Below are 22,827 nucleotides of genomic sequence, written 5' to 3' on the forward strand. Positions count from 1 at the left end.
CTCAGGCGCGGTTGGTGCCGAAGTCGTTGTCGAGCAGTGCGAAGAGTTCGTCGGCCGTCGCCGTGGCCGTGCCCTGCGGCAACCGGTCCGCCGGTCCGGCCGGTGCCGGGGTGGCGGCGCCCGTGCTCCGCCCCCAGCCGCGCAGCAGTTGCTGCAACCGGTCACCGACCTGGTCGGCCCCGGCGGTGCCGGGTGCGACCGTGGCCAGGGCCACCGCCAGCCGGTCCAGGTCGGCCAGCAGTGGCGCCAACGGGTCTTCCTCCCCGGCCAGTTGCTCGTGCAGATGGGCTGCCAGCGCGGCCGGGGTCGGATACTCGAACACCACCGTGGCCGCGAGCCGCAGACCGGTGGCGGCAGACAGCCGGTTGCGGAACCGCAGCGCCAGCATCGAGTCGAAACCCGCCTCGGCGAAGGCACGTTCGGGACGCACCGCACCGGTGCCCGCGTGCCCGAGGACGGCCGCGGCATGGTCGACGACCAGTTCCAGGAGCACCCGGTAGCGCCCCGCCGCGTCCAGCGGGGCAAGCCGCGCGGCAAGCCGTCCGGGGATGTCGTCCTCGGACCCGGCGTCGTCCGGCGCGGCCTCGACTGTCCCGTCGGCCGGCTCCTTGGCGAAACTCCCGGCGCGGCCCGGGGTGGGCAGCCAGTAGCGGTCCCGCTCGAAGGGGTAGGTGGGCAGCGGTACCGGCCGTGCGTCCGCCCGCCCCGGGAGCAGCCCGCGCCAGTCCACCGTCGCGCCGCCGCACCACGCCTCGGTGAGGGCGGACAGCAGTTGCTCCGGCCCGCCGTGGCCACGGCGCAGCGTGCCCACCGCCGCGACCTCGCGGCCCGCCTCCTCGGCGACGCCCTCGATCCCGGCCAGCAGTACCGGGTGCGGGCTGACCTCGATGAAGAGGTCGTGTCCGGTGTCCAGCAGGGCGCGGGTGGCGTCGGCGAAGGCGACCGGCTCGCGCAGGTTCCGGTACCAGTAGTCGGCGTCCAGTTCGGTCCCGGCGACCGGGGCCCCGGTCACCGTGGAGTACAGCGGGACCACGGTGGGAGTCGGCCGCAGTCCGGCCAGCGAGGCCCGCAGCTCGTCCTCGATCTCGGCGACCTGGGCGGAGTGCGCCGCGTAGTCGACCGGGATCGGGCGGGCACGCAGGCCCTGGGCGGCGCAGTCCGCCAGCAGCGCGGCCAGCTCGGGCGGTTCGCCCGCCACCACCACCCCGCCGGGGCCGTTGACGGCGGCGACGCAGATCCGCCCGTCGTCCGGCAGCAGTTGGCGGACCCGCTGGGCGGAGGCCGCGACCGAGACCATGCCGCCGCGTCCGGCGAGCCGGAGCAGTGCCCGGCTGCGCAGCGCCACCACCTGGGCGGCGTCCTCCAGGGAGAGCGCGCCCGCGACGCAGGCGGCGGCGATCTCGCCCTGGCTGTGGCCGACCACCGCGTTCGGCCGGACTCCGGCGCCGCGCCAGTGTTCCGCCAGGGCCACCATCACCGCGAACAGCGCCGGTTGGACCACGTCCACCCGTTCCAGTGAGGGTGCGTCAGGACTGTTGCTGAGCAGGTCGGTCAGCGACCAGTCGGTCCATCGCGCCAGCGCTCGGTCGCAGTCGGCGATGGCCTTGGCGAACACCGTGGAGCTGTCCAGGAGTTCGGCTGCCATGCCGAGCCATTGCGAGCCCTGGCCGGGGAAGACGAAGACCGTGCGGCCGGCTCGGGCCCGGCCCTGCTCGGCGCCGGGCACCGGGAGCCCCTCGGCGAGCGCGTCCAGCCATTCCGGCAGCCGGGTCAGGTCGCTGCCGCTGGCAGCCGCCCGGCAGGGGAGCTCGGGCCTGCTGGTGACCAGGGCGTGGGCGAGCTCAAGCGGTCCGACCGCGGGTTCGCGGTCCAGGTGCTGCCGCAGTCGCCGGGCCTGGCGGCGCAGCGCGGCCGGGGTCCGGGCGGAGAGCAGCCAGGGCAGCGGCTGTGCCGACCGGGGGGCGGGCGGCTGGTCCGGAGTCCCGGCGGGGTCCGCGGGCGCCTGTTCCAGGACCGCGTGGGCGTTGGTCCCGCTCATGCCGAAGGCGGAGACACCGGCTCGACGCGGGCGGCCGTCGGTCTCCCACGGCCGGGCCCGGTCCAGCAGCCGGACCGCCCCGGCCGACCAGTCGATCCGGCTCGACGCCTGCCCGGCATGCAGGGTGCTCGGCAGGACGGCGTGCCGCAGCGCCATCACCGTCTTGATGACCCCGGCCACACCGGCGGCGGCCTGGGTGTGCCCGATGTTGGACTTGAGTGATCCCAGCCACAAAGGACTTTCCTGCGGCCGATTCTGACCATACGTCAGCATCAGTGCCCGAGCTTCGATCGGGTCGCCAAGTACCGTGCCGGTCCCGTGGGCCTCGACCAGGTCGACGTCGGCGCCGGAGAGTCCGGCGCTGCCGAGCGCGGCGAGGATCGCGCGCTGCTGGGCCGGTCCGCTGGGGGCGGTCAGGCCGTTGCTGGCGCCGTCCTGGTTGACCGCGGTGCCGCGCACCAGCGCCAGTACCTGGTGGCCCCGGCGCTGGGCGTCGGACAGCCGCTCGACCAGCAGCACGCCCACGCCCTCGCCCCAGCCGGTGCCGTCGGCCTCCTCCGCGAAGGAGCGGCAGCGGCCGTCGGCTGACAGGCCGCGCTGGCGGCTGAACTCCACGAAGGCGTCCGGGCTGGCCATCACGGCGGCGCCGCCGACCAGCGCGAACGAGCAGTCCCCGGCCCGCAGGGCCTGTCCGGCGAGGTGCAGCGCGACCAGCGAGGAGGAGCAGGCGGTCTCCACGGTCACGGCCGGGCCGCCGAGACCCAGGGTGTAGGCGATGCGGCCGGAGGCGACGCTGGTGACGGTGCCGCTGAGCAGGTGTCCCTCGACGTCGGCGGTGGGGTCCTGCGGGCCGCTGCCGTAGCCCTGGGCGGCCACGCCGACGTAGACGCCGCCCTGGCTGCCGCGCACCGAGGCGGGATCGATCCCGGCCCGCTCCAGCGCCTCCCAGCTGGTCTCCAGCAGCAGTCGCTGCTGCGGGTCCATGGCCAGCGCCTCGCGTGGCGAGATGCCGAAGAACTCCGCGTCGAACTCGCCCGCGCCGTCCAGGAATCCGCCGCCGGTGGTGTAGAAGGTCCCGGGCCGGTCCGGGTCCTGGGCCTGGAGGGCCTCCAGCGGCCAGCCCCGGTCGGTCGGCAACTCCCCTACCGCGTCTGTCTCCTCGGCCACCAGCTGCCACAGGTCCTCGGGCGTGCGGACACCCCCGGGGAAGCGGCAGGCCATGGCCACGATCGCCAGCGGCTCACCGGCCGGCACGGCGGCGGCGACGGATACCGGTGCGCTGCCCGCCTCGGCGGCGCCGGTCAGTTCCCGGTTCAGGTACCCGGCCAGCTCGGTCACGGTGGGGTGGTCGAACACCGAGGTCAGCGGCAGCGGCAGGCCGGTGACGGTGATCAGGCGGTTGCGCAGTTCGACGGCGGTGAGTGAATCGAAGCCCGCCTCCCGGAACGGCCGGTCGGCCTGGACGCCGCCCGCGCCGGAGTCGTGGCCGAGCACCGCCGCCGCCTCGGTGCGGACCAACTCGCGCAGCAGCCGCTCGCGTTCGGGGCCGTCCAGGTCCAGCACGGCGCGCCGCCACTCGGCGTCGGCGCCGACGTCGCCACCGCTGGGCTCCGTGCCGTCGGCGGTCCGCGCGGCGAGCTCCCGGGTGTCCGCGCCGAGGACTTCCGGCAGTCCGCGCAGCAGCGCGCTGTCGCGGCGCGACTGGAACACCGGGGCGAACCGGTCCCAGTCGATCTCGGCGACCACTGTCGCGCTCGGGCCCGGTTCCACCGCCCGGAGCAGCGCGTCCAGCGCCGTCTCCGGTTCCATCGGGACCAGCCCGTGGCGGCGCAGGCCCTCGCCGACCTCGCCCTCGGCCATGCCCGCGCCCGCCCAGGGGCCCCAGGCCACCGAGGTCGCCGCGAGCCCGCGAGCCCGCCGCCGATCGGCGAGGGCGTCGAGGTGGGCGTTGGCGGCGGCGTAGCTGCCCTGGCCACCGCTGCCCCAGGTCGCGGAGATCGAGGAGAACAGCACGAAGGCGTCCAGCGTCGGGTGGTCGAACAGGGCGTCGAGGTGGTCGGCGCCACGGGTCTTGGCGGCCGTCTCCTCGGCCAGCCGGTCGAGCGTCAGCTCCGCGACCGGTGTGTCGGAGCTGCGTCCCGCCGCGTGGACGACCGCTCGCACCGGCTCACCGGCGGCGGCCAGGTGCTCCAGCACCGCCTCCAGCGCGGCGCGGTCGCTGACGTCGCAGGTCGGCAGGGTGCACCGGGCGCCGAGCGCGGCAAGTTCGGCCTTGAGTCCGGCCGCGTCCGGGGTGTCCGGGCCGCGCCTGCTCAGCAGGACCAGGTGTTCGGCGCCCTGGGCGGCGAGGCGCCGGGCCAGCGCGGCGCCCAGGCCGCCGGTGCCGCCGGTGATCAGCACCGTGCCGCGCGGCTGCCAGGGCGTCCGGGTGTCGGGGGCGGCGACCGGGGCCCGGCCGAGCCGCCGTCCCAGCGGTCCCGAGGGCCTGATCGCGACCTGGTCCTCCCCGGCGACCCCGGCCAGCACCGCGCACAGGACGTCCAGCGCGCGGGCGTCCAGGTGTTCCGGCAGGTCGACCAGGCCGCCCCAGCGCTGCGGATGCTCCAGCGCCGCCACTCGGCCGAGGCCCCACACCTGGGCCTGCCCGGGGTCGACCGGGTCGGCGCCGTCCACGCTGACGCCGCCCCGGGTGGCGCACCACAGGGGTGCGCTCAGCCCGGCGTCGCCCAGCGCCTGGATCAGTTGCAGCGTCCCGGACAGTCCAGCCGCCAGCTCGGGACGGCGCGGATCACGGCCGGGGGCGAGGGCCAGCAGCGACAGCACCCCGGCCGTCCCGGCTGCCGTGTCCGCCAGCAGCCCGGCCAGTTCGGCGCGTCCGGCTCCGGGGCCCACCCGGAGCACCACGGCCTCGGCGCCGTGGCGGCGGAGCGCGCGTTCGCAGGCCCGGGCCTCCTCGTCGGCCTGCCCGTCCGGGACCACCAGCAGCCAGCCGCCGACCAGTCGCGGGCTCGGCGCCGGGGCCAGCGGGCACCACTCGACGCGGTAGCGCCGACGGTCGGCCGCGCTCTGCGACTCCCGCCGGGACAGCCAGGCGGCCAGCGCCTGCGGGACCGCACTGAGTTCTGCCTTCTCATCAAGTCGCAGTGCGGCAGCGAAGGCTGACGGGTCGTCGTTGTCGACCAGTCGGCGCAGCTCGGCGTCCGACCCCGACTGTGCCGCCACGGCCGGGACTTCGGGGGCGGGCCAGTAACGCACGTGCTGGAAGGGGTAGGTGGGCAGATCGATCCGCGTGGCCCCGGCCGAGCCGCCCGCGGACCAGTCCACCGGGACGCCGCGCAGGTGCAGCGCGGCCAGCGCCGCCTCCACCGCGCCCGTCTCCGACCGGCTGCCACGCAGCAGCGGCAGCGCCTGCCAACCGGCCGCCTCCGCCGTCTCCGCCGTCTCCGCCGGGTCGGCCGCGTCGGCCAGGCATCCCGGCAGCAGCCCGGACAGCACACTGCCCGGTCCGACCTCGACATAGGTCGTCGCACCCTCGGTCCGCAGCCTGCGCGCGCCCTCCAGGAAGCGCACGCTGTCCCGGGCCTGCCGCACCCAGTACTCCGGCGAGCGCAGTTGCTGCTCGGTCGCGACCTCCCCGGTGAGGTTGGAGACGACCGTGATCCGCGGGGCGGAGTACGACAGGCCCTCGGCCACCGCCCGGTAGGCGTCGAGCATGCCGTCCATCCGGGCCGAATGGAATGCATGACTTACCGTCAGTTTCTTGGTGCGTCGACCCCGGACGCGGAACTCCTGCATCAGGCGCTGGAGTTCGTCGCCGTCGCCGGACAGCACGGTGGCCTTGGGGCCGTTGACGGCGGCGATGTCGACGCCGTCGCTCGCGCCCGCGTCGTGCAGCGCCTGCCGGACCTCCGCCTCGGCGGCCTCGACCGCGACCATCGCGCCGCCCTCGGGCAGCGCGTCCATCAGCCGGCCGCGCGCCGCCACCAGGGCGCAGGCGTCGGGCAGCTCCAGCACGCCCGCCGCGTGGGCGGCGGCGAGTTCGCCGATCGAGTGCCCCAGCAGCAGGTCGGGCCGTACCCCCCAGTGCCGGAGCACCCGGAAGAGGGCGGTCTCCAGCGCGAACAGCGCGGGCTGGGTGTAGCGGGTGCGCTCCAGCAGCAGTGCCTCGGGGGTGCCCGGGGCGGCGAACATGACGTCCCGCAGCGGGAGTTCGGGGGCTGGGGCCAGGTGCGGGGCGAGTGCCGTGAGCACCTCGTCGAGGGCGTCCGCGAAGACCGGGTCGTCCTGGTAGAGCTCGGCCCCGCTCCCGGCTCGCTGGCTGCCCTGCCCGGGGAAGAGGAACGCGGTGCGGCCGGGCGGGGCGACCACGCCGGTCAGCAGCGTGGCCGAGCGCTTGCCCACCGCCAGGGCCCGCAGCGCGCGGCGCACGGACGCCTGGTCCCGCCCGAGGACCGCCGCCCGGTGTTCCAGCGGCGCCCGTCCGGAGACCAACGAGTACGCCGCGTCGGCCAGTTGCACGCCGGTCTCGGCCAGCCTGGTCCGCAGCCGCTCGGCCTGGGCGCGCAGCGCCTGCGGGCTGCGGGCGGAGAGCAGCAGCGGTCGGCCCGGGCCGGGCCGGGGGGCCTGCGCGACCGGTTCGGCGGTCTCCGGCGGCTGTTCGAGGATCACGTGGGCGTTGGTGCCGCTGATGCCGAAGGAGGAGACACCGGCCCGCCGCGGTCGCCCGGTCCGTGGCCAGTCCGTGCGTTCGGTCAGCAGCCGGACCTGCCCGGCGGACCAGTCGACGTGCGGGTTCGGGGTGTCGACGTGCAGCGTGCTCGGCAGTTCGCCGTGGCGGATGGCCAGCACCATCTTCATCACCCCGGCGACCCCGGCCGCCGCCTGGGTGTGCCCGAAGTTGGACTTGACCGAGCCGAGCCACAGCGGCTGCCCGTCGGGCCGGTCCTGCCCGTACGTCGCCTGGAGCGCCTGCGCCTCGATCGGATCGCCGAGGACCGTCCCGGTGCCGTGGGCCTCGACCGCGTCGACCTGCTCCGGCCGCAGCCGGGCATCGGCGAGGGCGGCGCGGATGACCGCCTGCTGGGCGGGGCCGTTGGGGGCGGTCAGGCCGTTGCTGGCGCCGTCCTGGTTCACCGCGCTGCCGCTGATCAGGGCGAGGACCGGATGCCCGTGGCGTCGGGCGTCGGTGAGGCGTTCCAGCAGCAGCACCCCGGCGCCCTCCCCCCAGCCGGTGCCGTCCGCCGCCGCCGAGAACGCCTTGCAGCGCCCGTCGGCGGCGAGTCCGCGCTGGCGGCTGAACTCGACGAAGAGCTTCGGTGTGCTCATCACGGTCACGCCACCGGCCAAGGCCTGCTCGCAGTCGCCGCGGCGCAGCGCCTGCACCGCGAGGTGGACCGCGACCAGGGAGGAGGAGCAGGCGGTGTCCACGGTCAGTGCCGGGCCCTGGAGGCCGAGGACGTAGGACACCCGCCCGGAGAGCACGCTGGCGGTGTTGCCGGTGAGCAGGTGGCCCTCCGAGGCCCCCGGCGCGCCCGCCAGCCGGGACAGGTAGTCCTGGCCGTTGGTGCCGAAGAACACGCCGACCTGTCGGCCCTTGAGCGCGGCCGGGTCCTGCCCCGCCGCCTCGACGGCCTCCCAGGAGGTCTCCAGCAGCAGCCGCTGCTGCGGGTCCATCGCCAGCGCCTCGCGCGGCGAGATGCCGAAGAACTCCGCGTCGAAGCCGCTGACGTCGTGCAGGAACCCACCGCTGCGGCTGTAGGTGGTGCCCGGCTTGTCGGGGTCGGGGTCGTACAGCCGGTCCGCGTCCCAGCCCCGGTCCGGGGGCCAGTCCCCGATCGCGTCGGTGCCCTCGGAGAGCAGCCGCCACAGGTCCTGCGGGCGTTCGACCCCGCCCGGGAACCGGCAGCCCATGCCGACGACGGCGATCGGCTCGCACGCGTCGGCCGTGGTCGGCGCGGCGTCGGCCGTCGGCTCCGGGGACGCGGGCCCGCCGCCCAGCTCCGCGAGCAGCCGGTCCGCCAGCGCGGCGGGGGTCGGATGGTCGAACAGCAGCGTGGCGGGGAGGCCGAGGCCGGTGGCCGTGCCGAGCCGGTTGCGCAGTTCCACCGCCGTCAGCGAGTCGAAGCCGAGCGAGGCGAATACCTGGTCGGGCAGTACCGCGTCGGCCGAAGGGTGCCGGAGCACCGCCGCCGCGTGGCCGCGCACCAGGTCGAGCAGCAGCCGACGGCGGTCGGCGTCCCCCGCCTCCAGCGCCAGCCGCGCGCGGACCGAACCCGCGGCGCTGGCGGGGTCGGCAGCAGCGGGGCCCGCGCCCTGGTCCGTGCCTTGGCGCTGGTCCGGCAGCGCGTCGAGCAGGGCGGCGGAGCGCAGTCCGGTACCGGCGGCGAAGCGCCGCCAGTCCACGTCGGCCACCAGGACCAGCGCGTCGTCCTCGGCGAGCGCCCGCCCGATCGCGGTGACCGCCGTCTCCGGCGGCATCACCGGCAGGCCCAGCTCCCGCAGCCGGTCGGCGACCCCGCCGGTGAGCAGCCCGCCACCGGCCCAGGCGCCCCAGGCGATGGCCGTCCCGGGCAGCCCGGCCGCCCGACGCTCGGCGATCAGGGCGTCGACGGCCGCGTTGGCCGCCGCGTAGTTCCCCTGCCCGGCGTTGCCGACCACGCCCATCACCGAGCTGAAGACGACGAAGGCGGACAGGTCGAGCCCGGCGGTCAGCTCGTGCAGGTTCCGCGCGGCGGTGAGTTTGGCCCGCAGTGGGACGGCGAACCGCTCGGGGGTGAGCGCGTCCAGTACCCCGTCGTCCAGCACCCCGGCCGCGTGGACCACGGCGGTGAGCGGGAACTCCTCGGGTACGTCGGCGAGCACGGCGGCCAGCGCGGCCCGGTCGGCGGTGTCGCAGGCGACCAGCTGCACCGCCGCTCCCGCGCCCTCCAGCTCCGCGCGCAGTGCCTGCGCCCCGGGCGCGTCCGGGCCCCGGCGGCTGACCAGCAGCAGCCGGTCCGCGCCCTGCGCCGCGAGCCAGCGCGCCGCGTGCGCGCCGACCGCTCCGGTACCGCCGGTGACCAGCACCGTGCCGCGCGGACGCCACCGGTCGGCGCCGCCGGAAGGACGCACCGGCGCGGCCAGCAGCCGTCGCCCGTGGACCCCGGTGGACCGCACCGCCAGCTGCTCCTCCCCCGCCGCCGCGCCCGCCAGCAGCGCGCACAGCCGCCGGGCGGCCCGCTCGTCCAGCGCCCCGGCCACGTCGACCAGGCCGCCCCAGCGCTGCGGGTGCTCCAGCGCCACCGTCCGGCCGAGCGCCGCGACGGCGGCGTGGACGGGGCTGCCGGGGCGTTCGGCCGCGCCGAGCACCGCCGTGCCCCGGGTCAGCAGCCACAGCGGGGAGCCGATCCCGGCGTCCCCGAGCGCCTGGGCCAGCGCCAGGGTGAGCGACAACGCTCCCGGCAGGTCCGGCCGCGCCGGATGCGGACGCGGCTCCCAGGCCAGCAGCGACAGCACCCCGGCCACCGGCCGACCGTCGACCGCCGCCGTCAGCAGCGCCGCCAGTTCCGCCCGGCCGACCGCCGGACCGGGCACGACGACCTGCTCCAGGTCGACGCCGAGCCCGAGCAGGGACCGCGCCACCGACGCCACCACCCCGTCGTCCGGCTCCAGGTCCTGGTCGGCGGTCTCCGGGAGGACCAGCAGCAGGCGTCCGTCCAACCGCTCGGCGGTCGACACCGGTACCGGACGCCAGCCGACGCGGTAGCGCCAGGAGTCCGCGCGCAGCTCCCTGGTCCGCGCCGCCTGCCAGCCCGCGAGCGCGGGCAGGACCTCATCCAGCGCCTGGCGGCTGACGCCCAGATCCGCGGCCAGCCGACCCGGGTCCTGCCGCGCCCAGAGGTCGTCCGGGGCCGGACCGGCGGGCCGCTTCGGCGCGGTCAGCCAGTAGCGTCGGCGCTGGAAGGGGTACGTGGGCAGTTCCACTGGCCGGGCCCCCGGGAAGAGGCCGGTCACGTCCACCGACACCCCCCGGACCTGGGCCTCGGCGAGCGACAGCAGCACCCGGTCCAGGCCGCCCTCGCCGCGTCGCAGCGTGCCCAGCACGGTGGCCTCGACCCCGGCCGCCGCGGCCGACTCCTGTACCGACCCGGTCAGCACCGGGTGCGGGCTGACCTCGACGAAGGTGCTGAAGCCCGCCCCGGCCAGGGACCGGATCGCGGGCTCGAACTCCACCCGCTGGCGCAGGTTCCGGTACCAGTACTCGGCGTCCATGGTCGTGGTGTCCAACCAGCCACCGGTCACCGTGGAGAACAACGGCAACTCACCACGCCCGGGCCTGACACCCGCCAACTCCCCCAACAACCGCTCCCGAATCCGCTCCACCTGCGGCGAATGCGACGCATAATCCACCTCGATCAACCGCGCCCGCACCCCCCGCGCCACCAACCCCTCCACCAAACCCACCACCGCACCCACCTCACCCGACACCACCGTCGAACCCGGACCATTCACCGCCGCCACCGACAACCCACCACCACCCACCAACCCCAACACCTCACCCTCCGACAACGGCACCGACGCCATACCACCACCACCCGCCAACACCCCCAACGCCCGACTCCGCAACGCCACCACCCGCGCCCCATCACCCAACGACAACACCCCCGCCACACACGCCGCCGCAATCTCCCCCTGCGAATGCCCCACCACCCCATCCACCACCAACCCCAACGAACGCCACACCTCCACCAACGACACCATCACCGCCCACAACACCGGCTGCACCACATCCACCCGACCCAACAACCCCAAACCAACCCCATCACGCAACACCTCAGACAACGACCAATCCACAAACGGCCCCAACGCCCGCTCACACTCAGCAATCCGCCCCGCGAACACCGACGACTCACCCAACAACACCCCACCCATCCCCACCCACTGACCACCCTGACCCGGAAACACCAACACCGTCCGACCAGGTGCGGACACCACCCCCGACACCACCCCGGCCCCCGGCCGCCCCTCCGCCAACGCAGCCAGCCCTGCCAGCAACTCCGGGCGGCCACCGCCCACGACCACCGCCCGGTGGCCGAGTCCCGCCCGCCCGGTGGCGAGGGTGTAGCCGACGTCCTCGATCCGCAGGTCGGGACCGGCGGTGACGGCGTCCAGCAGGCGGCGGGCCTGGTCCGCGAGCGCCTGCCCACTGCGGGCGGAGAGGAGCCACGGCAGCGCCGCCGCCCCCGGCGACGCGCCGGGCCCGGGCTCGGGCTCGGCCTCCGCCGGGGCTTCTTCCAGCACCACATGCGCGTTGGTCCCGCTGATCCCGAAGGAGGAGACCCCGGCCCGGCGCGGGTGCCCGGTCTGCGGCCAGGGTGTCGCCTCGCGCAGCAGGGCCACCGCCCCCGCCGACCAGTCCACCTGCGGCGAGGGGGCGTCGACGTGCAGCGTCCTCGGCATGACGCCGTGCCGCATCGCCAGCACCGACTTGATCACCCCGCCGATCCCGGCGGCGGCCTGGGTGTGGCCGATGTTGGACTTCACCGAGCCGAGCCACAACGGCCGCTCGGGCGACCGCTGCTGGCCGTACGTCGCCAGCAGCGCCTGGGCCTCGATCGGGTCGCCGAGACGGGTTCCGGTGCCGTGCGCCTCGACCAGGTCCACCTCCGGGGCGGTGAGTCCGGCGTCCGCCAACGCGGCCCGGATCACCCGCTGCTGCGCCGGACCACTCGGCGCCGTCAGACCATTGCTCGCACCATCCTGATTCACCGCCGAACCACGCACCACCGCCAACACCGCATGCCCACACCGCCGCGCATCCGACAACCGCTCCAACAACAGCACCCCCACCCCCTCCGCCAGGCCGAATCCGTCGGCTCCGGCGGCGAAGGCCTTGCACCGGCCGTCCGGGGCCAGGCCGCCCTGGCGGCTGAACTCCACGAACATGCCCACGGTGGACATCACCGTCACGCCCGCCGCCACCGCCATCGCGCACTCGCCGGCCCGCAGCGCCCGGACCGCCAGGTGCAGCGCCACCAGCGAGGAGGAGCACGCGGTGTCGACGGTGATCGCGGCTCCCTCCAGGCCCAGGGTGTAGGCCAGGCGGCCGGAGGCGACACTGCCGGTGTTGCCGGTCAGCAGGTGTCCACCGTCGTCCGCGCCGTCCTCCAGGCGCGGGCCGTAGTCCATGGTCATGGCGCCGACGAAGACCCCGGTGCGGCTGCCGCGCAACGTGGTCGGGTCGATTCCGGCCCGCTCGAACATCTCCCAACTGGTCTCCAGCAGCAGCCGCTGCTGCGGGTCCATCGCCAGCGCCTCACGCGGCGAGACGCCGAAGAACTCCGCGTCGAACTCGGTTGCCTGGCCCAGGAATCCGGCCTCACGCTGGTAGAACCGGCCGGGGGTGCCGGGGGTTGCCGCATAACCGCCCCGGGTGTCCCAGCCACGGTCCTCCGGGAATGCTGACACCGCGTCAACTTCGTTGACCAGTAGCTGCCAGAGCCCCTCCGGGTCACCCACTCCGCCGGGATAGCGGCAGCCCATGCCGACGATCACGATCGGATCGTCGTCCGCTGCCCGCACCGGCGGCACCGCCTCCGCTGCGACGTCGGGCCCGGTACCCAGCAGCGCCCGACCCAGGAACGCCGCCAGGGCGGCCGGAGTCGGATGGTCGAAGGCAGCCGTGGCCGGGATCCGCAGTTCGGTTGCCGCGCTCAGCCGGTTGCGCAACTCGACCGCCGTGACCGAGTCCAGGCCCAGGTCGAGGAAGGCCGCGTGCTCCGGCAGCGGGCCGGGCCGCCCGGTCAGCGCCGCCACCTCGCCGACCACCAGCGCGAGCAGCGCGGCACGTTGCTCCACCGGCGTCAGCCCCGCCAACTCCTCGGCCGGCGAAGGGAACGACGCGTCGTCACCGGGGGGCTGCCGATCCGCGTCGAACAGCTCGACGACATCGAGGGCGTCGACGGCTCCGCCGTCGGCCGACGACCCGTGTCCGGCGAACACCGCGTCCCAGTCCGGTTCCTGGCCGCGCACGCACAACTCCCCCAGCGCGCCGAGGAACTGGTCCTTGCCGCCCCGGGCACGGCGCAGCGTGCCCAGGACCAGGGCGTCCGCGCCGCTGTCCTCGACGCAGTCCCGCATCGCCGAGGTCAGCACGGTGTGCGGACTGACCTCCAGCAGCACCCCGAGGCCGTCGCGCAGCAGGGCCCGGGTGGCCTGCTCGAAGCGGACGGTACCGCGCAGGTTGCGGCACCAGTAGTCGGCGTCCAGCACCGGATCGGGCAGCAGGTCGCCGGTCAGCGCCGAGTAGTACGGCAGCCGTCCCTGACGGGGCCGGACGGGGGCCAGATCGGTGCGCAGCCTGGGCAGGATGCGGTCGATGTGCGGGGAGTGGGCGGCCAGGCCCACGGCTATCCGCCGCGCGTGCACCCCGCTCCGGCCGAGCTCGGTGAGCAGTTCCCCGGCCGCGTCGGCGTCGCCGGAGACGATCACCGACCGGGGGCCGTTCACGGCCGCGAGGACCAGCCGGCCTGCCCAGGGCTCCAGCCACCGGCCCAGTTCGTCGGGGGCGGCCATGACCGAGACCATCTCGCCGCGTCCGGCCAGCGTGGCCTGGGCCTGGCTCCAGAGCGCCACCACCCGCGCCGCGTCGTCCAGGGTCAGCGCCTCGGCGACGACCGCGGCGCTGATCTCGCCGACGCTGTGCCCGAGCACCGCCGCCGGTTCCACACCGTGCTGCCGCCAGAGCGCGGCCAGCGACAGGGTGACCGCGAACAGCGCGGGCTGGACGACGTCCGCCCGGTCGAGCTCGGACGTCGGCGCGGGGTCCCGCAGCAGGTCGAGCAGTGCCCAGTCCAGGTGCGGCTCCAGTGCCTGCGCGCACTCGTCCATCCGGCTCCGGAACACCGCGGAGGTCTCCAGCAGCTCGGCCGCCATCCCCGGCCACTGCGCCCCCTGCCCGGGGAAGACGAAGGCGACCTCGCCACCGGCCGCGCCGCCCTCGACCAGCCCGGGCGCGCCCCGGCCGTCGGCCAGCGCGCCCAGCAGGTCCAGGAAGCCCTCCCGGCTGTCGGCGACCAGCGCGGCCCGGCGCGGGGCGGCGGGAGCGGCCCCGGCCAGGGACCGGCCGACGTCCGCCGGGTGCCAGTGCGGCCGCTCGGACAGCCGCTCGCGCAGCCGTCGCGCCCGGGCCGCCAGCGCCTGCCTGCCGTCGCCGCCCAGCAACCACAGCAGTGGGGATCCGGTACCGGTTGGCTGCACCATCGCGTCTCAGAGCTCCTTCACGGCGAGTCGGCCCTGCTCCTGAGATCGTCGCGGAGCCGGATAGCACCCCGATATCGCAGGCCGCGACACCGCTACGGCACCCTGCCCGCCCCGACCCTTTACTCACCAGTAACACGTTGACCTGCGGTTTCCCTGGGCGCGTGATGGCTCAAGATGCTCGCAGGGCGGCCCCGACCGATACTCGACACGTGCCGAACCGATCACCGAAAGGCGGCGGGCGGAGAGGAGCACCATGACTGGCCTGTGGCTCAGGGAGGACGAGGCGCTGGCGCACATCGCCGGGGTCTGCTTCAAGACCGGTCCGCCCCGGCGCACCGGGGTCGAGCTGGAGTGGCTGGTCCGCGACCAGCTGGACCCGCTGGCTCCGGTTCCGGTCGAGCGGCTGCGGGCCGCGCTGGCCCAGCTGGGTCCGACCGGCGAGCTGCCGAACGGAGGCCGGATCACCCTGGAGCCCGGCGGGCAGGTGGAGCTGAGTTCCCGCCCGGCCACCAGCCCGGTCGGCTGCCTGCGGGAGACCGCCGCGGACCTGGCCGACCTGCGCGCGGCGCTCGGCCTGGCCGGTCTGGTGCTGGAGGGCCGCGGTCTGGAGCCCTACCGCTCCCCCGAGCGGGTGCTGGACCTGCCCCGCTACCGGGCCATGGAGGCGTACTTCGACGCCGCCGGCCACTGGGGCCGGATGATGATGCGCGCCACCGCGTCCGTCCAGGTCAACGTCGACGCCGGGGAGGACACCGGCCCGTGGACCGGCGCCGCCGCCGTGAACGGCCACGGCACCACCGGCTACCGCTTCCGCTGGACGCTGGTGCACCGGCTGGGGCCGGTGCTGGTCGCCGCCTTCGCCAACTCCCCGCTGTGGCAGGGGATCCCGTCCGGCTGGCGGTCGACCCGGCAGGCCGTCTGGGCGCATATGGACCCGGGTCGCACCCGCCCGCCCGAGGCCGACCCCGATCCCCGCGCCGCCTGGGCCCGCTACGCGCTGGACGCGCGGCTGCTCTGCCTGCGCCGCCCCGAACCGGCGCCGTGGACCGCGCCGCCGGACACCCCGCTGCGCTCCTGGCTGCGCGACGCCGCCTCCGAGCGCCGACCGACGCTGGACGACGCCGAGTACCACCTGACCACGCTGTTCCCCCCGGTCCGGCCGCGCGGCTGGCTGGAGCTGCGGATGATCGACGCCCAGTGCGGCGACACCTGGATGGTGCCGACGCTGCTGGTCACCGCCCTGCTGGACGACCCGGTCGCGGCCCGCGCCGCCTATCGCGCGACCGAGGCGCTGACCGGCGGCGCGGAGCTGCCGCCGTGGCCGGTCTGGCTGGACGCCGCCCGCCACGGCCCGTCCGACCCGGTGCTCGGCGCCGCCGCCCGGGCCTGCTTCGACGCCGCCTCGGACGCGCTGGCGCGCTCCGGTGTGCCGGAGCCGATGCGGCGCGCGGTCGCCGACTTCGCCCGGCGCTATCCGCAGCGCGGGCGCTGCCCCGCCGACGACCAGTTGGACGCCCTGGGCCTCGGGCTCGGGCCACGACTCCCGGAAGGAGCGTCGCGATGAGCGACCGTCCTGTCCTCACCCACGCCCCGGCCGCCGCGGCCGGTCCCGCCACCGGCAGCGGCGCGGAGGCGCTCCGGGCCCGTGCCCGAGCGGCACTGGAGGCCGCACGGGCCCGGACGCTGGCACTGACCGACTGCCTGGACCCCGCCGAGCTGATGGCCCAGCACTCGCCGCTGATGTCGCCCCTGGTCTGGGACCTCGCGCACATCGGCAACCAGGAGGAGATCTGGCTGGTCCGCGCCGCCGGTAACCGCCCCGCGCTGCGGCCCGAACTCGACCCCGTGTACGACGCGTTCCAGCATCCGCGCGCCGCCCGCCCGGCGCTGCCGCTGCTCGGGCCGGACCAGGCCCGCGCGTTCGACGCCGAGGTGCGCGGTCTCGCCCTGGACGTCCTCGCCCGGGCCCGGTGGGACGAAGGACCGCTGTTCGACGGCGGTTTCGTGTTCGGCATGGTCGCCCAGCACGAGCAGCAGCACGACGAGACCATGCTGGCCACCCACCAGCTCCGGCAGGGGCCGCCGGTACTCGACGCCCCCGCTCCCCCGTCCGCGCCGCCCGACGCCGCCCGGCTGCCGTCCGAAGTCCTGGTCCCGGCGGGCCCGTTCACCATGGGCACCAGCACCGACCCATGGGCACTGGACAACGAGCGCCCGGCCCACACCGTGGACCTGCCCGGGTACTGGCTGGACACCGCCCCGGTCAGCAACGCCGACTACCAGCGCTTCATCGACGACGGCGGCTACGCGCAACCCCGCTGGTGGAGCGAACAGGGCTGGCAGCACCGGCAGCAGGCCGGGCTGGCAGCACCGCTGTTCTGGCGGCGCGAGGGCGGGGACTGGCTGCACCGCCGCTTCGGCCGGACCGAACCGGTGCCGCCGGAGCAACCGGTGGTCCACGTCTGCTGGTACGAGGCCGACGCGTACGCCCGCTGGGCCGGGCGGCGGCTGCCGACCGAGGCCGAGTGGGAGAAGGCCGCCCGCCACGACAGCGTCAACTCCCGTACCCGGCGCAACCCGTGGGGCGACGCCGATCCGGGACCGGAGCACGCCAACCTCGGGCAGCGGCATCTCGAACCCGCCCCACCGGCAGCTACCCGGACGGCGCCGCCCCCTGCGGCGCACGCCAACTCCTCGGCGACGTCTGGGAATGGACGTCCACCGACTTCGACGGCTACCCCGGATTCGTCGCCTTCCCGTACCGCGAGTACTCCGAGGTCTTCTTCGACGGCGGCTACAAGGTACTGCGCGGCGGCTCGTTCGGGACCGCGCCGGTCTCCTGCCGGTCGACCTTCCGCAACTGGGACTTCCCGATCCGGCGGCAGATCTTCTCCGGCTTCCGCACCGCCCGGGACCAGGGGGTGGACTGATGTGCCGTCACTTCGCCTACCTGGGACCGCCGGTCGCCCTCACGGAGCTGCTGCTGACTCCCGTCCACGGCCTGTACCAGCAGTCCTGGGCCCCGCGTCGGCAGTCCCACGGGACGGTCAACGCCGATGGCTTCGGCCTCGGTTGGTACCCCGAGCACGGCGACGGCACCCCGGCCCGCTACCGGCGCGCGGTGCCGATCTGGGCCGACCCGAACCTGCCCGACCTGGCCCGGAGCCTGCGCAGCGGCGCGGTACTCGCCGCCGTCCGCGACGCCACCCCCGGCAGCAGCCCCGACGAGTCCGCCAACGCGCCCTTCGGCGAAGGGCCCTGGCTGTTCAGCCACAACGGCGCGGTAGCGGACTGGCGGCAACTCACCGAGGACTGCGGCCTGTCACCGTCGGCGCCGATGCTGCTCGGGCTGGCCGCGCAGAGCGACTCGGCACTGCTGTGGCTGCTGGTCCACGACCGGCTCCGCTCGGGCGATCCGCCCGCCACCGCGCTGGCCGAGGTCACCCGGCTCACCGCCACCGTGCGCCCACGGGCCCGGCTCAACCTGCTGCTCACCGACGGCCACAGCATCGCCGCCATCCGCTGGGGCGACAGCCTCTGGTACCGCGCCGCCGCAGGCACCGTGACCGTCGCCTCCGAACCCTGGGACGACGAACCCCGGCCCGACGAAACCCGGTCGGAGAAACCCCGGCCCGACGACCCCGCGGGCTGGCAGGAGGTGCCCGAGCGCTCCCTGCTGCTGGCCACCCCGGCCTCCGTCCGCATCACGCCCCTGTCTCCCCTGTCTCCCCTGGCCCCGCGGCCGGTAGCGGAAAGGATCGCGTACCCGTGAGCACCGATACGCCGGATCACCGCACCCTCACCGCACCCGCGCCCGTGGCGTCGACCGAAGCGAGGCACCCATGACTGGCATCCGCACCTACGGCTACACCGACACCCTGCCCGCCGAGCACTACGCCCGGGCCCTGCGTGCCGACATCCGCGAGGGGCTGACCCGCACCCCGAAGACCACAGAGCCCAAGTGGTTCTACGACGGCCGGGGCAGCGAACTCTTCGAGCAGATCACCCAGCTCCCCGAGTACCCCGTATGGCGTGCGGAGCTGGGGCTGCTCCTGCTCCACGCCGCCGAGATCGCCACCCGCACCGGAGCCCGCAGCCTGGTGGAACTCGGTTCCGGGAGTTCCACCAAATCGAAGCTGATCCTGGAGGCCCTGGGGCCGAACGGCCTGCACTACGTCCCGGTGGACGTCAGTGCGGACGCGCTCCACCAGGCGGGCGCGCAACTGGTCCAGGACTATCCGGGCATCGCCCTGCACGCCCTGCGCGCCGACTTCACCGTTCCGCTCGCCCTGCCGGAGCTGCCCGACGAGGAGCCGCGTCTCTTCGCCTTCCTCGGCAGCACCTTGGGCAACTTCCGTCGGCCCGTACGCGGCCCCTTTCTCCGCGCGCTGCGCGGCATCATGCGCCCCGAGGACTTCCTGCTGATCGGCGCCGACCTGGTCAAGCCGGAGCCGGAGATGATCGCCGCCTACGACGACAGCCAGGAGGTCACCGCCGAGTTCGACCGGCATCTGCTGCGGATCCTGAACCGGGAGCTGGACGCCGACTTCGACACGGACGCGTTCGACCACCTGTCGGTGTGGAACAGCGCCGAACAGCACATCGAGATGCGGCTGCGCAGCCGGGTCGAGCAGCGGGTCAAGATCCGGGGGCTCGACCTGGCGGTGCGGTTCGAGGACGGCGAGGACTGGATCACCGAATCCAGCGCGAAGTTCACCACCGACGGGCTACAGGCAGAACTGGCCGCCGCCGGCCTGCGCACGGATCGGCTCTGGGCCGACACCGACGCCGGTTTCGCGCTGATCCTGGCCACCGCCCACTGATCCACGGTCCGGCCGGTCAAGGCCGCCGGACCCGCTCCAACTGCCGCTCGGCCGCGAGCAGTCCGCGCCCCTCCGGGCCCGGTACCCGGCGCCTGAGCGCGAGCAGGGCCGGGCCCTGGTCGGCGGCGGCGCGCCGGTCGGTGATCCCGGCCCAGCAGGCGTGCGCGTTGTCGACCGCGGCCCGCACCTCCGGGGCGTCCGGGGCCTGTAGGACCAGCCGGTCCTCGGCCGCGCCGCGCCACAGTTCGGCGGCGGCGGCCAGGTCACCGCCGAGCCGGGCCAGGTGCGCGCGGGCCTCGCGGGCCGCGACCGCCGGGGCCGAGCCGGAACCGCCGGCCCGGGCCGCCTGCTGCTCCGCCTCCCGGGCCAGCCGCCGGGCCGCCTCCAGGTCCCCGGCCTGGCAGGCCGCCGCACTCGCGGCCAGCAACTCCGCCGTCCCCGGCTCGGGCGCCGCGTCGCGCGGCGGCGGCACCGGCACCGCCGCGCCGACGGCCGCGGCGGCGTGGGCCGCGCTCAGTGCCAGGGCCCGCTCCGGTAGCCGCGCGGTGCTCACCGCCAGCAGGTGCAGGTCCGCCAGCGTGCTGCGCCCGGTCGAGCGGCGGAGCAGGTCCACCAGGGCCCGGGTGTAGGGGGTGGCCACCGTCTCGATGTCCGTGTCCGGCGGACTGACCTGCCCCCACAGCGGGACGTCGGCCGTCAGCGCCGCGCCGCCGCGCGCGCCCAGCACCGCCCAGGCGTCCTTGTCCGCGACCAGGTCCGCCAGCACCGTGGTGCTCCCGGCCGGACGGCGGCCCAGCTCGGTCGCCAGCCAGCTCCAGGGCAGCCCGGTGTACCGGACGTTGTCCGGACGGGTACGGCCGAGCGCGAGATGCAGCTCGTGCTGACGGCGGTCGGCGGTGAGCACCCCGACCAGGGCCAGCAGCAGCGGGCCGGGGACAGCGGCGGCGGTGCGCAGGTACCCGAGCAGCGCCTGCGGCTCGGCCGGGTCGACCAGCTGGACGATGTCGGCCGGTAGCTCACTGGCCAGCAGGGCGGCTGTGGGCACGCTTGCCAGCAGGGCCAAGCTGGCTTCCGGGCGCGTGAGTTGGCCGCGCCGGGTGGTGCCCGCGCCGCCGATCAGGAGTATGTGCCCGCGTGCCGCGACACCCGCCGTCGTCTCCGCCCCGTTGATCCGCATGGCAGCACGCTACCCGCCGCACCCGTCAAACGCCGGGACCCGGGCCCGCCCGGCCGCCCCGGAGCGGGGCGCGGCCGCAGCGCGCGGCCGTGGCTGCTCGTGTCCTGGTGCGTCAACTCGTAGGGTGTGGGGGCAGGGCACAGCTGTCACTCCACATCCAAGGAGCACTCCAGTATGGCAACGACCCGCATCGCCGCGACCCACTGGGAAGGCAATCTGCTCAAGGGCCGGGGCTCCGTCGCCCTGGAGTCCTCCGAGATCGGCACCTTCGACGTGAGCTGGGCCTCCCGCTCCGAGCAGCCGAACGGGCAGACCAGCCCGGAGGAACTGATCGCGGCGGCCCACTCCGCCTGCTACTCGATGGCGTTCTCGCACGGTCTGGCGGGCAAGGGCTTCACCGTGGAGGCCCTGGACACCCGGGCGGAGGTGACCTTCCAGCCGGGCGAGGGCATCACCGCGATCCAGCTGACCGTCAAGGCCCGGGTCCCCGGCCTGTCGGCGGAGGAGTTCCAGGCCGCGGCGCAGGACGCCAAGGAGAACTGCCCGGTGAGCCAGGCGCTGGCCGGGGTGAAGAACATCACTCTCGCCGCCGAGCTGCTCTGACCGGCGCCGCGTTCAGCGGTCGGCACGGTTGAGCCGCCGTCGGACCGGGCCGTGGCGCCCGGTCCGACAGCGGGCCGGTTCAGTCCGGCGGCTCACGCGTCAGCACGGTGTCCAGCACCCGGGCCCACTGCCGGACGATGCCGCGTCGGCGGCGGCTGTCGTCGCTCAGCAGGTTGGCCAGGCCCAGGCCGCGGGCCATGTCCAGGGTCGCCTGGATGGTCTCGCGGACACCGGGCGCCGACTCGTCCACACCGAGCAGCTCCACCGCCGCCTGGTGCACCCGGCGCCCGGTGCGGGCCTCCAGCGGCGCGACCAGCTCGCGCAGCTGCGGGTCGGCGGAGGCGGCCACCCACAGTTCCAGGGCGGCGCGGAACGGCACGCCGATGAACCAGTTGACGATCAGTTCGACCACCGCCTCGGTGCGCAGCTCCCCCTCCGGGAGCGCGTCCAGCTCGCGCTGGATGTCCGCCGCCCGCACCTCGGTGACATGCGCCACGGCGGCGGTGGTCAGCGCCTCGCGGGTGGGGAAGTGGTGCTGCGCGGCGCCCCGGGAGACCCCGGCGCGCTGGGCGACCACGGTCACCGTGGTCCCCGTCCAGCCGTACTCGACCAGGCATTCGACGGCCGCGTCCAGCAGCCGCTGCCGGGTGGCCCGGCTGCGGTCCTGTTGCGGGGCGCGCCGGGTCGCGGCCGGCGGGCGCTCGGGGGTGTCGCTGCTGGTCATGACCCCATTATGGCGCCCCATGATCACCCCACCAGGACGTGGCCGCTGCGGTGGCCATCTCAGTACGACTTCGGCATGCCCAGGCTGGACTGGGCGACGAAGTTCAGCACCATCTCCCGGCTGACCGGGGCTATCCGGGCCACCCTGGCCGCGGCCAGCAGCGAGGCCAGCCCGTACTCGGTGGCCAGCCCGTTGCCGCCGAGGGTCTGCAGCGCCTGGTCCACCGCCCGGATGCTGGCCTCGGCGGCGGCGTACTTGGCCATGTTGGCTGCCTCGGCCGCGCCCATGTCGTCGCCGGAGTCGTAGAGCCCGGCCGCCTTCTGCATCATCAGCCGGGCGAGTTCCAGCTCGATCTTGATCTGGGCCAGCGGGTGGGCGATGCCCTGGTGGCTGGCGATCGGCACGCCGCCGAAGACGCTGCGCTGCTTGGCGTAGTCGACGGCGCGGCCGAGCGCGAAGCGGCCCATGCCCACCGCGAGCGCGGACGCCATGATCCGCTCCGGGTTGAGCCCGGCGAAGAGCTGGCCGAGCGCCGCGTCCTCCTCGCCGATCAGGGCCTCGGCGGGCAGCCGCACATCGTCCAGGAAGAGGCCGAACTGCCGGTCCGGCATCACCACGTCCATCTCGATCTGCCGGTGGGTGAAGCCAGGGGCGTCGGTCGGCACGGCGAAGAGCACCGGTTTGAGCCGACCGGTGCGGGTGTCCTCGGTGCGGCTGACGATCAGCACGTGGTCGGCCTGGTCGACGCCGGAGATGAACACCTTGCTGCCGTTGAGCAGCCAGTCGCCGCCGTCCCGGCGGGCGGTGGTGCTGATCCGGTGCGCGTTGGACCCGGCCTCGGACTCGGTGATGCCGAACGCCATGATGGCGGAGCCGTCGGCGATTCCGGGCAGCCAGCGCTGCTTCTGCTCCGGGGTGCCGAAGCGCGCGATCACCGTGCCGCAGATCGCGGGCGAGACCACCAGCAGCAACAGTCCGCAACCGGCGGCGCTCAACTCCTCCTGCACGATCGACAGTTCGTACATGCCGCAGCCACCGCCGCCGTACTCCTCCGGCAGGTTGACCCCGATGAAGCCCAGTTTGCCTGCCTCCAGCCACAGTTCGCGCAGCGGTTCGCGGCGGCGGGCCCGCGCGCTGGCGTAACCGAAGCCGTAGCGCCCGGCCAACTGAGCCACGGCGGCCCGTAGATCGCGTTGTTCCTCGGTCTCGGTGAAGTTCACGT

The 22,827-nt window shown here is 75.1% G+C and carries 8 protein-coding genes and 1 pseudogene; 5 read left to right on the top strand and 4 right to left on the bottom strand.

Annotated elements, in window-relative coordinates:
* Nucleotide 1: 1 nt before the first annotated feature.
* Complete coding sequence (locus GXP74_RS23540; protein WP_182453231.1) at nucleotides 2-14,278, bottom strand: type I polyketide synthase; 14,277 nt, start codon at nucleotides 14,276-14,278, stop codon at nucleotides 2-4.
* Nucleotides 14,279-14,531: 253 nt separating this feature from the next.
* Between GXP74_RS23540 and egtA the strand changes: the two genes are divergently transcribed.
* From egtA to egtD, 4 genes and pseudogenes are all read left to right on the top strand, one after another.
* The gene (gene egtA, locus GXP74_RS23545) at nucleotides 14,532-15,842 is read left to right on the top strand and encodes an ergothioneine biosynthesis glutamate--cysteine ligase EgtA (protein ID WP_182453232.1); all 1,311 of its coding nucleotides are present in this window, start codon (nucleotides 14,532-14,534) and stop codon (nucleotides 15,840-15,842) included.
* A pseudogene (gene egtB / locus GXP74_RS23550) lies at nucleotides 15,839-17,208 on the top strand (ergothioneine biosynthesis protein EgtB). Before egtA ends, egtB begins: the two are co-directional and overlap by 4 nt.
* Nucleotides 17,208-18,050 (top strand): ergothioneine biosynthesis protein EgtC, encoded by an 843-nt coding sequence (egtC, locus tag GXP74_RS23555; protein WP_182453233.1) that lies wholly within the window; start codon nucleotides 17,208-17,210, stop codon nucleotides 18,048-18,050. Before egtB ends, egtC begins: the two are co-directional and overlap by 1 nt.
* Nucleotides 18,051-18,129: 79 nt before the next feature.
* Nucleotides 18,130-19,101: an L-histidine N(alpha)-methyltransferase gene (gene egtD / locus GXP74_RS23560; RefSeq protein WP_370468564.1), complete on the top strand. Its 972-nt coding sequence runs from the start codon at nucleotides 18,130-18,132 to the stop codon at nucleotides 19,099-19,101.
* 16 nt (nucleotides 19,102-19,117) lie between these two features.
* On the opposite strand, the gene GXP74_RS23565 is transcribed toward egtD, so the two are convergent.
* Complete coding sequence (locus GXP74_RS23565; RefSeq protein WP_182453235.1) at nucleotides 19,118-20,278, bottom strand: hypothetical protein; 1,161 nt, start codon at nucleotides 20,276-20,278, stop codon at nucleotides 19,118-19,120.
* Nucleotides 20,279-20,452: 174 nt separating this feature from the next.
* Between GXP74_RS23565 and GXP74_RS23570 the strand changes: the two genes are divergently transcribed.
* Nucleotides 20,453-20,881 (top strand): OsmC family protein, encoded by a 429-nt coding sequence (locus tag GXP74_RS23570; protein WP_182453236.1) that lies wholly within the window; start codon nucleotides 20,453-20,455, stop codon nucleotides 20,879-20,881.
* 79 nt (nucleotides 20,882-20,960) lie between these two features.
* Here GXP74_RS23570 and GXP74_RS23575 read toward each other — a convergent pair whose 3' ends face one another.
* Together GXP74_RS23575 and GXP74_RS23580 are read right to left on the bottom strand one after the other, a co-directional pair.
* Complete coding sequence (locus tag GXP74_RS23575; RefSeq protein ID WP_182453237.1) at nucleotides 20,961-21,605, bottom strand: TetR/AcrR family transcriptional regulator; 645 nt, start codon at nucleotides 21,603-21,605, stop codon at nucleotides 20,961-20,963.
* Nucleotides 21,606-21,664: 59 nt separating this feature from the next.
* Nucleotides 21,665-22,825, bottom strand: a complete 1,161-nt coding sequence (locus GXP74_RS23580) for an acyl-CoA dehydrogenase family protein (protein ID WP_182453238.1) — start codon at nucleotides 22,823-22,825, stop codon at nucleotides 21,665-21,667.
* Between the last annotated feature and the right edge of the window lie 2 nt (nucleotides 22,826-22,827).

The sequence above is a fragment of the Streptacidiphilus sp. P02-A3a genome (assembly GCF_014084105.1).
In the GTDB taxonomy this organism is placed as follows: Bacteria; Actinomycetota; Actinomycetes; order Streptomycetales; family Streptomycetaceae; genus Streptacidiphilus.

Bases quoted from the DNA above. Each gene is read 5' to 3' on its own strand.
- egtC (WP_182453233.1), top strand. From the start codon at position 17,208: ATGTGCCGTCACTTCGCCTACCTGGGACCGCCGGTCGCCCTCACGGAG.
- GXP74_RS23565 (WP_182453235.1), bottom strand. From the start codon at position 20,278: ATGCGGATCAACGGGGCGGAGACGACGGCGGGTGTCGCGGCACGCGGG.
- egtA (WP_182453232.1), top strand. From the start codon at position 14,532: ATGACTGGCCTGTGGCTCAGGGAGGACGAGGCGCTGGCGCACATCGCC.
- GXP74_RS23575 (WP_182453237.1), bottom strand. From the start codon at position 21,605: ATGACCAGCAGCGACACCCCCGAGCGCCCGCCGGCCGCGACCCGGCGC.
- GXP74_RS23570 (WP_182453236.1), top strand. From the start codon at position 20,453: ATGGCAACGACCCGCATCGCCGCGACCCACTGGGAAGGCAATCTGCTC.
- GXP74_RS23540 (WP_182453231.1), bottom strand. From the start codon at position 14,278: ATGGTGCAGCCAACCGGTACCGGATCCCCACTGCTGTGGTTGCTGGGC.